The sequence below is a fragment of the Amycolatopsis eburnea genome, from assembly GCF_003937945.1.
In the GTDB taxonomy this organism is placed as follows: Bacteria; Actinomycetota; Actinomycetes; order Mycobacteriales; family Pseudonocardiaceae; genus Amycolatopsis; species Amycolatopsis eburnea.
Map to the genome: position 1 here is coordinate 51437 of NZ_RSEC01000035.1, position 10067 is coordinate 61503.

Genomic DNA, 10067 nt, shown 5'->3' on the forward strand with positions numbered 1-10067 from the left:
GTCATCCTCCCGTTTCCGGGCCGAGGCGCCGCAGGATCTCACCCGCCTCGGCCACCGTGCCCTCGACGATCTCGCCCACCGTGGGCAGGTCGTGGATCATGCCCACCACCTGCCCCGACGCTAGCACCCCGGCGTCGGTCCGGCCCTCGACCAGCCCCGCACGCAGCAGCATGGGGGTGTTGGCCGCCATGACCAGCTGACTCCAGGTGAGATCGTTGCCGTGCTTCATCGCGAAGCCTTCTTTGACCATGGCAACCGGGGACAGTCCGGTGATATTCCGGAAGCGGAGCGCGTTCCGCGCGGCCTGCGCGAGCCCCTTCAGCCGGCCGGAGCGCTCGAGCCGGTCGACGAGGTCGGTGCGCAGCACCCGGTGCGGCAGGCCGTCGACGCGGCGCGTGACGACGGTCCCGGTGAGCCCCTGCGCCAGGTAGACGCGCTTGACCTCGTCGGGGACCGTGCTCTCCTTGCTGAGCAGGAACCGGGTGCCCATCGCGACGCCCGCGGCCCCGTACGCGAGCGCGGCGGCGAGCCCGCGGCCGTCGAAGAAGCCGCCGGCCGCGATCACCGGGATGTCGACGGTGTCGAGCACGGACGGCAGCAGCAGCGTGGTGGCGACCCCGCCGGTGTGCCCGCCGCCCTCGCCGCCCTGGACGATGACGGCGTCGGCGCCCCAGCCGGCGACCTTCTCGGCGTGCCGGGCGGCACCGACCGACGGCACCACGACGACGCCGTGGTCCCGCAGCTTCGCGATCATCTCCTTCCGCGGCGCCAGCGCGAACGACGCCACCTTCACGCCCTCGCGGATCAGCAGGTCCACCCGGTCACCCGCGTCGGCGGCGTCCGCCCGCAGGTTGACGCCGAACGGCTTCTCCGTGCGCTTCTTCACCTCGGCGATCGCGGCTTCGAGTTCGAGGTAGGTCATCGTGGCCGAGGCGAGGATGCCGAGCGCGCCCGCTTCGGCCGTCGCGGACACCAGCCGCGGCCCGGCGACCCACCCCATCCCGGTCTGCACGATCGGGTGCTCGACGCCCGCCAGCCGGGTCAGCGCGGTCTTCACGCCGGGACTTCCTTGTCGCGGAAGCTCTTCGGATCCAGCACCTCGCGGATCAGCCGCAGCTCGTCGGCCGTCGGCTCGCGACTGGTCCCGGCGTCGGCGAAGTCGATCTCGAACGTGGTCGCCGCCGCGACCTCCTCGCGGGTCACGCCGGGGTGCAGCGAAACGGCCCGCATCGAGTGGTCCGGCGTGGCGAAGTCGAACACGCCGAGGTTGGTGACCACACGGTGGACGTCGTGGTACTTCTCCGCCGACGGGCCCGCCTTGGCCGCGTTGTCGTAGCCGACCCCGGACACGACGTCCACGGTGTCGACGAAGACGCGGGCCGAGTGCTTCGGCACCCAGTAGCTGGTGCGGTGGTTGACCGTGTTGCCGGGCGCGCCCCGCACGCCGAGCAGCTGCTTCTTCGGGTGCGCGTGGTCACCGATGGCCGAGATGTTCTGGTTGCCGTAGCGGTCGATCTGGTTGGCGCCCATCACGACGTGCCGCCGCCCGTGCGGGACGATCGTGTCGAGCATCTTGCGGAACGGCTGCCAGCCTTCGACCTCGCCGTCCGGCGTGACCAGGTACGCCTCGCCGTCGGACATCAGCAAGTCCGGCTCGAACGTCAGCCGCGCGAGCTTGGCGCCCAGCTGCGGGATCAAGCCCATCGGGCTGGCGACGATCTCGCCGTCGCCGCGGAACAGCTCGGCCACCGCCACGACGGCGATCTCGGCCCGGGTCGCGTTCATGCCGCCTCCGCCTCGAACTTGTCCACTTCGGACAGATACGCGCGCTCGTCACCGGAGAGGAACCGGTCCACGAACCCGGGCCACGCGTCGAGGTCCTTGGCGCACGACGCGTAATGCCGCTGGAACCGTTCGTCCCGGCCGTAGTCCGGCACCGCCGTGGTGAAGTGCGCGCCGCGCGGCGCCTCGACGACGCCGTCCACGCTGCCGCGGTTGAGCAACAGCGACTGCACCGGCCCGCCCGCGATCAAGTCCGGTGTCTCGACGACTTTCTCGACCGACACGAAGCGTTTCGCCGCCGCGAGGCAGAACAGGTCGTCGAAGTACGGGTCCGGGCCGAGGTACTGGGCGTTGCCGCGAGCGTCGGCGCGATTCAGGTGCACCAGCGCGACGTCGAGGTGCTGCGCGGGGACGGCGACGAGCTCCTCGCCGTCGGCGTAGGGCGAGCGCACGGTCCGCAGGTCCGGGTTGGCGCGCATCACCTCCGAGCCGAGCCCGGCGCGCAGTGGGAGGAACGGAAGCCGTTGCGCGGCCGCGGAAAGCGCCGCGCCGAACATGCCTTCGTCGTATTCGGTGACGGTGATGGCGCCGGTTTCGCGGGCGCGGCCGAACCACGGGTCGAACGGGATCGAGTCGAGGGTGACGAATCCGAAGACCACGCGCTTGACCTTGCCCGCCGCGCACAGCAGGCCGACGTCGGGGCCGCCGTAGGAGACCACGGTCAGATCGCGGACCGGCGTGCGGAGGATCGCGCGGACCAGCGCCATCGGTTTGCGCCGGGAGCCCCAGCCGCCGATGCCGACCGTCATGCCGTCTTCCAGTTCCGCCGCGACCTCGTCGGCGGTCATGCGCTTATCGGCCATTCAAGAACTCCTCGCGGGCCTCGTCGGACGCGCCGAGCAGGTTCAGCTCGAAGGTGAACCCCTGCTCGAACCGGTAGCTGCGGTGCACCTGCTGGGTGTCGATCCCGTTCAGCGCCTCCTTGGCGGCCCGGATCACCCGCGGGTCCTTCTTCGCGATGTCCGCGGCGACGGCCATCGCCGCGTCGTCGAGCTGGGCGCGCGGGACGACCTGGTACACCGAACCGTGCGCGTGCAGCTCGGCCGCGGTGATCGTGCGGGCGGTGAAGTAGAGCGTGCGCATCAGGTGCTGCGGCACCAGCCGGGCCAGGTGCGTCGCCGCGCCGAGCGCGCCTCGCTCGACCTCCGGCACGCCGAAGGTCGCGTCGTCCGCCGCGACGATCACGTCCGCGTTGCCGACCAGCCCGATCCCGCCGCCGAGGCAGAAGCCGTGCACCGCCGCGACCACCGGCACCTCGCAGTCGTAGACGGCGCCGAAAGCGGCGTAGCAGCCCCGGTTCGCGCCGACCAGCGCGTCGTAACCCTCGCTGCGCTGGATCTCCTTGATGTCCACGCCCGCGTTGAAGCCCCGCCCTTCGGCGCGCAGCACCACGACGTGCACGTCCGGGTCCCGCCCGGCCCGCCTGATCGCGTCGGCGAGATCGAACCAGCCCTGCACCGGCAGCGCGTTGACCGGCGGGAAGTCGACGGTGACGACCTCGACGTGCCCGGCGCGTTTGGTGATGATGCCCATCAGCTCGCTCCGTAGACGGGTTCGGGCTCGGGCGCGCGCTCGAGCAGATCGGCGACCACCGGACCGAGTTCGGCCGGGTCCCAGCGAGCCTCCTTGTCCACCACCGGGCCGTGCCGCCAGCCCTGCGCGAGGGAAACCTTGCCGCCCTCGACCTCGAACATCCGGCCGGTGACGTGCGAGGATTCTTCGCTGCCCAGCCACACGACAAGAGGCGAGACGTTCTCCGGCGCCATCGCGTCGAAGCCGCTCTCGGGGCGGGCCATCGACGCGAACACCCCTTCGGTCATCTGCGTTCGGGCGGCGGGCGCGATCGCGTTCACCGTCACCCCGTACCGCGCCAGCTCGGCGGCCGCCACGACGGTCAGCCCGGCGATCCCCGCCTTCGCGGCCGAGTAGTTGCCCTGGCCGATGCTGCCCAGCAACCCGGCACCCGAACTGGTGTTGATCACCCGCGCTCGCGGCACCCGGCCGGCTTTGGCTTCGGCCCGCCAGTGCCCGGAGGCGTGCCGCAGCGGCGCGAAATGCCCCTTGAGGTGCACGCGGATCACCGCGTCCCACTCGTCTTCGCTCAGGTTGGCCAGCATCCGGTCCCGGACGAACCCCGCGTTGTTGACCAGCACGTCCAGCCGGCCGAAGTTCTCCAGCGCCGTACCGATCAGCTCGGCGGCCCCGGCCCAGTCGGCGACGTCGGAGGTGTTCACCACCGCCTTCCCGCCGAGCCCTTCGATCTCGGCGACGACCTCGGCGGCCGCGTCCCCGGCCACGTCGTTCACCACGACCAGCGCCCCCTCGGCGGCGAACGCGAGCGCGTGCGCGCGCCCGATCCCGCGTCCGGCCCCGGTCACCACGACCACCCGGTCCTGGCACAACCCGCTCACGAATCCTCCCGATGGTTGACGTCGGCCGCCGCCAAGAACGCCGGCACCTCTCCCCCGCCGTGCACCCGCAGGGTCGCGCCGGAGACGTAGGAAGCCAGCGGCGAAGCCAGGAACGCGGCACAGGCGCCGACCTCCTCGGGCTCGGCCAGCCGGCCCAGCGGCACGGTCTTCCCGACCGCCTCGACCGCGGCCTCGCTGCCGTAGTGCAGGTGCGACTGCTCGGTCCGCACCATCCCGACGTCGAGCGCGTTGACCCGCACCTTCGGCGCCCACTCGACAGCCAGGGACGCGGTCAGGTTGTCCAGCCCCGCCTTCGCCGCCCCGTACGCCGCTGTCCCCGGCGACGGCCGCGTCCCGCTCACGCTGGAGATCATCACGATCGCACCGCCGCCGTCCTGACGCTGCATCACGGCGTTCGCGTGCTGCGAGACCAGCAGCGGGGCCAGCAGGTTCAGCTGCACGACCTTCTCGTGCAGCCGCGGCGAGGCCTCCCCCGCCGGGACGTAAGGCGCCCCGCCGGCGTTGTTCACGACCACGTCCAGGCGCCCGTGCCGCCCCACGATCCCCTCGACGAGCGCGGCGACCTGCGTCTCGTCTCGGACGTCGCACTGGACGAACTCGGCGTCGGTGGGCGCTTCGCGGCGCGCGCAGGTGACCACGCGGGCGCCGTGGGCCAGGAACACGTTGCAGATGCCCCGGCCGACACCCCCGGACACCGCCGGTGACCAGCACCACGGAACCGGTCAGGCCCAGATCGGTCTTCACGCCACAAAACTAGAACACGTTCTCACTTTGGGCAAGGTGGCGGCCGGCACCGGCGTCGCGGCGGCCGCGCTCAAGCCTCGCGCGCGCGAAGCCCCGCCGCGCGCAGCGCCGCCTGCATCGCGAACCGCGCGTCCCCGTCCTCCAGCCGCTCCCCGAACGCCTGCTTCAGCTGCTTCACGCGGTACCGCACCGTCTGCGGGTGCACCGACAGCTCCACGGCGATCTTCTCCGAGTTGCCCCCGTGCACCAGCCACGACAGCAACGTCTCCCCCAGCCGCAGCCGCGTGCGGGCCGGGAACCGCGCCAGCGGGGCCAGCTCCCGGTTCGCCAGCTGGTCCGCCAACGGCGCGTCGGACAGCAGCCACAACGTCGTCAGGTGCTCCGCGCACCACGTCACCGGCACGTCCGGGAGCGCGCCGCCGGCCACCAGGCGCAGGGCGGTGCGGGCCCAGCGCAGGGAATCGGCCGCGCCCGCGAGGTCCGTCGGCGGGCCGACCGCCACGCGGGTGCCGAGGCGGGCCAGGGCGGCAGCGTCGACCGGGGCGGGCAGGAGCAGGTACGGCTGCGGTGGTTCGAGGTCGGTGAGCACGTCGGGACCCCAGGACGTGCTCACCGCCGTCTCCGCCGCGATCGCCGCCACCGAAGCGGGGACCGGCCAGCCGGCCGCGGCCGCGAGTTCGGCGAGGACCGGCTCCGGGAGAGCGCCCGGGCCGACGAGGAGCCGCAGCAGGCGGCGGCGCAGGCCCGCGCGCGTGCCCTCGATCTCCGCGCGCGCCTCGCGGTAACCCTGCGCCGACATCCGGGCCAGCTCGTCCGCGTAGCCGAACAACATCTCCGCCAGCCGCGCCATCGCCGTCGACGACAACCGGTGACGACGGCCGAGCCGCATGATCCAGCGCCAGCCGGCGCGGGTGCCGACGCGGTACGCCGCCTGGAGGTCGTCGAGCGTCCGGCCTTCACGCGCCTCGCCCGCGCCGAGGCGGTGGCAGGTGTCGTACAGCCGGTCGCGGGGCGCCTGCGGGTCTTCGACGAGGTCCACGAAGAGCGCGACCGCGCACTCGACGCCGTGCCGGGTGACGCGGCCGTAGGACCCGTCGCCCGGCCGGGCGTAGACCGGGACGACCCGCCACACCTCCTGGACGATCCAGTCCACCAGCGCGGGCAGCGCCGGGCGCATGAGCGCCGCGAGCTCGCTTCTCCCGAGCACTTCTCCGCCTTCGTCCCGCGGAGCCGGGACGCGCTGCCGAGCACTTTCGGGGGACACCAAGGTTCCTCCACCGGGGACGGGCGACGGAACGAGCTTTACCAGACGGTAAAGCAGCGGGACCGTACAGTACACCTCCATGAGCCGGCCGAGTTCCCCTGATCGATCCAGCACCCGCCGCAGCCCGGCCGCCCGGCCCACCGACGGCGAACTGCTCGACGCCGCCCGCGCCGTGTTCGCCGAACGCGGCTACGCCCAGGCCACCATGGGGCTGATCGCCGACCGCGCCGACTCCACCAAACCGACCCTCTACGCGCATTTCGGGGACAAAGCGGCCCTTTTCCGCGCCACCGTGACCCGCGAAGTCGCCGCGCTGCGGGAGTGGGTGCTCACCGCGTACGAAACCGCGAGCGCACGGCGGCTGGAAGACCGCGTGCGGATTTCGGTGATGGCGATGTTCAGCTACGCCGGCGCCCACCCGGACAGCTTCCGGCTGCTGTTCGACTCCGCCGTCGACGAGATGTCGAACGAGCGCCGCGCGCTGGCCGACACCGTCACCACGCACGTCCTCGCCCGGATCCACGAGACCCTGCTGGCCCACGGCCGGACGCCCGGCCCCGGCGCGGAACTGCTCGCCGCGATGATGGTCGGCCTCGTCGGCCGCGCCGCGATGCACGTCTCGCACTCCCCCGGCGTCGACCCGATCGCGGCGGGCGAACTGGCCACCGGGTTCGTCGTGGCCGCGCTGCGCGGCCTCGACCCGGCACTGCTCGACCACGTCGGCGACGCGCGCCCGTGCGCCACCTGAGCGTCCACAACGGACTGGTTGTCACCCGCGGAACAATTCCGGAATTCACCCTTGCCGCGGTCGGCGCGCACTGCGACGCTGCCGTTACCCGCAAGCGATGAACGCATTTCCGGCACATCCGGAAAGCGCTTGCCGATCCCGTTTCCGCGAAGAGGTGTTGATCCGTCATGAAAGCACGCCTGTTTTCCGCCGCCGCCGCGCTCGGCATCGCCGTCACCGGCCTCGGCGTCGCCGCCGCGCCCCAGGCCTCGGCCGCGCCGTGCACCGACATCGACGTCCCGGTCGCCCGCGGCACCGGCGAGCCCGGCACGCTGGGCTTCATCGTCGGCGACCCGGTCTACCAAGCCGTCCAGAACACGCTGCGGCCGCGCTCGCTCAGCGGCTACCGGGTCGACTACCCCGCCGACCTCGGCGAGCCCGCGTCGGTGCAGAAGGGCAACACGGACCTGGTCAACCACGTGAAAGCGCAGGCCGCGGCCTGCCCGCAGCAGCGGTTCGTGCTGGTCGGCTACTCCCAGGGCGCCAACGTCGTCGACAACTCGATCGGCATCAGCAGCGACGGGGCCGTCGTCGGCGGTCCGATCGTCGCGACCATCCCGGCCGACCTCGCGCCCCGGATCGCGGCGATCCTGCTGTTCGGCAACCCGATCCGCGCGCTCGGCCGCCAGGTCACGGGGACCTACCAGAGCCGCACCAAGGACTACTGCGCCGACGGCGACCCGATCTGCCAGGCGGGCGGCTTCAACTTCCTGGCCCACCTGAGCTACGGGAACAACGCCGCCGACGCAGCAGCCTTCGCCGCTACGAAGGTCTGACGCCTCAGCAGTTGGCGGGTGCCGGGGTTCCGGTGAAGCGGTTGACGATCCACTGGTGGGCGTCGGCGTTGCCGGCCAGGATCCCGGTGGCGTGGTCGGAAATGTAGGTCTTCCACTGCTCCCGGACCCCGGCCGCGCAGTACGTCCGGTGCAGCGTCTCCGCCTGCGGGGTGTTGACGATCTCGTCGGTGCTCGCGTGGTACTGGAACACCGGCACCCGCGGCGGGTTCGCGCCCAGCTTGTTCTGCGCCAGCCGGGCCTGCCACTGCGGGGTGTCCAACGGGTTCGACGTCGTGTAGTCACTGATCTTCTTGAACGAGTAGTTCAGCAGCAGTTCCGCGACGCACGCGTTCTTCTTGGCGTCGGCCAGCTGCTGACGGCCGGTGTCGTTGAGGAACGAATCCAGCTTCAGGTCCGGGTAGGCCGCGTCCAGCCCGACCGCGGCGAACGCGAGGAACCCGAACCCGATGTACCCGTCGAGCCCCTTGGCGACCTCGGTGAGGTCGGCCGGGATCCCGCCCGCGACGACGCCGACGAGGTTCAGCTCCGGCGCGTACGACGGCTGCTTCTCCCCCGCCCACATCGCTCCGCCGCCGCCCTGCGAGTAGCCCTGGAAGATCACCTTGGCGCCCTTGGCCAGCCGGGTGGACGGGAGGTTCTGCGCCGCCCGCACCGAATCGATCACCGCGGGCCCCATCGACTGCCCGGTGATGTACGTCGGCACGGTCGTCGGCGAATAGCCCTCGTAGTCGGTCACCGCGACCGCGTACCCGCTCGAGAGCGAGTCGTTGATGGCGGGCTGGTCGTACAGCGTGCCCCGCTCCATCGCCTTGGACGCCGTGCACTTGAACGCCGGTCCCTGCGTACCCACCGCGTAGCCGACGATCGGCGCGGTCGCCGGGTCCTTCCCCTTGGGCACCAGGATCGTCCCGGTCACCGCGTCCGGGCGGCCCTGGGCGTTGGTCGAGAGGTACATCACCTGCCAGGCGTCGGCGTTGGCCGCGTTGAGCAGCGGGACGGTCGGGCGCCAGCGGAGCACGTCCCCGGGTTTCCCGGCCGGCAGCGGGGACGGCGGGGTGTAGAACGAGTCGTCGAACGGCCCGGGCAGGATCGGCGCGGCGGCCGCGCCGGCGGGCGGGCTCGCGGCGACCACCCCCAGTGTCACCAGGCAGCAGCTCACCAGTGCCGACACCAGCTGTCGCACGTGGACGGACTTCACCACAACCTCCATCGGTCAGCGGACAAAATCAGGCGGGCAGGCCGAGCGCGCCGGCGAGGACCGGCCACGAGTTGTGCAGCGCCCGCTGCCAGTACGGCCAGCTGTGCGTGCCCGGTCCGTAGTAGTCGACGGTCGCGGGGATTCCCTTGGCCCGCAGCAGATCCGTGAAGCTCTGCGACGACAGCAGCGCCGACGGCTCCAGGACGTCGGACTGGCCGGGCGGGTCGAGCGGCCCGGTCTGGCCGTTGCCGCACGAGATGTAGAGCGCCGTGCCGCGCAGCTGGTCGACGTGGTCGTACGGGTTGGCGGCCGACCAGAGCGGCCGCATCCCGAAGGAGTCGCCCCACAGCTGCAGGTAGTTGTAGATGCCGGCGCGGGCGAGGATGCCGATGATCCAGACCGGGATGCCCGGGAAGAGCGTGTTGGGCACGCCGCTGTAGGACGCGGCCGCGCCGAACATCCCCGGGTGCTTGAACGCGTACGCGAGCGCGCCGTACCCGCCGATCGACAGCCCGGCGACCGCCCGCTGGGTGCCGCCGCGGTAGCCGCGTTCGACGATCTGGCGCACTTCGGCGGTGTGGAAGGTGTCCCAGTCGGGGGTGGCGCCCAGCCCGAAGTTCCACCACTTGGTGTACATCCCGGCCGGTCCGTCGGTCGGCATCACGACGAGGGCGTCCTTGTTCGCGGTGAACGCCTTGACGTCGGTGAACTGGTCCCACGACTTGTAGTCGACGGGTTCGCAGCAGCCGTGCAGCAGGAACAGCACCGGCCAGGTCCGGCTCGGCTGCGCGGCCCAGCCGGTCGGCACGATCAGCCGGACCATGCCGGTGGTGCCGAGCGCGGGCGAACTGACCTTCAGGTCGACGGTCCGGGCGTCCACCCAGGTTTCCGAGACGACCTTCGCGCCGTCGTCGGCCACGGCGGGGGCGGCCACGGCCGGGGTCACGCCGCCGGCGGCCACCAAGAGCACGGCGGACAACGCCAGCAAAGCCCATCGCTTCAT

General features: G+C 72.0%; 10 protein-coding genes and 1 pseudogene. 2 read left to right on the forward strand and 9 right to left on the reverse strand.

Annotated elements, in window-relative coordinates:
• Nucleotide 1: 1 nt before the first annotated feature.
• From EIY87_RS11885 to EIY87_RS11915, 7 genes and pseudogenes are all read right to left on the reverse strand, one after another.
• Nucleotides 2–1057, reverse strand: a complete 1056-nt coding sequence (locus EIY87_RS11885; protein WP_125307767.1) for an NAD(P)H-dependent flavin oxidoreductase — start codon at nt 1055–1057, stop codon at nt 2–4.
• On the reverse strand, nt 1054–1785 hold the full coding sequence (locus tag EIY87_RS11890) for a CoA-transferase subunit beta (protein WP_125307768.1): 732 nt from the start codon (nt 1783–1785) through the stop codon (nt 1054–1056). The genes EIY87_RS11885 and EIY87_RS11890 overlap by 4 nt, the downstream gene beginning before the upstream one ends.
• On the reverse strand, nt 1782–2645 hold the full coding sequence (locus EIY87_RS11895) for a CoA transferase subunit A (protein WP_125307769.1): 864 nt from the start codon (nt 2643–2645) through the stop codon (nt 1782–1784). The genes EIY87_RS11890 and EIY87_RS11895 overlap by 4 nt, the downstream gene beginning before the upstream one ends.
• Nucleotides 2635–3375 carry an enoyl-CoA hydratase family protein gene (locus tag EIY87_RS11900; RefSeq protein WP_125307770.1) on the reverse strand — a complete coding sequence of 247 codons (741 nt, stop codon included), beginning with the start codon at nt 3373–3375 and terminating at the stop codon, nt 2635–2637. The genes EIY87_RS11895 and EIY87_RS11900 overlap by 11 nt, the downstream gene beginning before the upstream one ends.
• Nucleotides 3375–4253: an SDR family oxidoreductase gene (locus tag EIY87_RS11905; RefSeq protein WP_125307771.1), complete on the reverse strand. Its 879-nt coding sequence runs from the start codon at nt 4251–4253 to the stop codon at nt 3375–3377. The genes EIY87_RS11900 and EIY87_RS11905 overlap by 1 nt, the downstream gene beginning before the upstream one ends.
• A pseudogene (locus tag EIY87_RS11910) lies at nt 4250–5018 on the reverse strand (SDR family oxidoreductase). The gene EIY87_RS11905 and the pseudogene EIY87_RS11910 overlap by 4 nt, the downstream one beginning before the upstream one ends.
• Before the next feature lie 70 nt (nt 5019–5088).
• Nucleotides 5089–6225 (reverse strand): PucR family transcriptional regulator, encoded by a 1137-nt coding sequence (locus tag EIY87_RS11915; protein ID WP_225439832.1) that lies wholly within the window; start codon nt 6223–6225, stop codon nt 5089–5091.
• Nucleotides 6226–6361: 136 nt separating this feature from the next.
• Here EIY87_RS11915 and EIY87_RS11920 point away from each other — a divergent pair, with 136 nt between their 5' ends.
• Together EIY87_RS11920 and EIY87_RS11925 are read left to right on the forward strand one after the other, a co-directional pair.
• Nucleotides 6362–7030 (forward strand): TetR/AcrR family transcriptional regulator, encoded by a 669-nt coding sequence (locus EIY87_RS11920; protein WP_125307772.1) that lies wholly within the window; start codon nt 6362–6364, stop codon nt 7028–7030.
• 167 nt (nt 7031–7197) lie between these two features.
• A complete protein-coding gene (locus EIY87_RS11925) occupies nt 7198–7845 on the forward strand; it encodes a cutinase family protein (RefSeq protein WP_125307773.1) in 648 nt (215 codons plus the stop codon).
• A gap of 4 nt (nt 7846–7849) precedes the next feature.
• On the opposite strand, the gene EIY87_RS11930 is transcribed toward EIY87_RS11925, so the two are convergent.
• Together EIY87_RS11930 and EIY87_RS11935 are read right to left on the reverse strand one after the other, a co-directional pair.
• Nucleotides 7850–9040 (reverse strand): lipase family protein, encoded by a 1191-nt coding sequence (locus tag EIY87_RS11930; RefSeq protein ID WP_158641301.1) that lies wholly within the window; start codon nt 9038–9040, stop codon nt 7850–7852.
• A 52-nt stretch (nt 9041–9092) separates the two neighbouring features.
• Nucleotides 9093–10067: an alpha/beta hydrolase gene (locus tag EIY87_RS11935; protein WP_125307774.1), complete on the reverse strand. Its 975-nt coding sequence runs from the start codon at nt 10065–10067 to the stop codon at nt 9093–9095.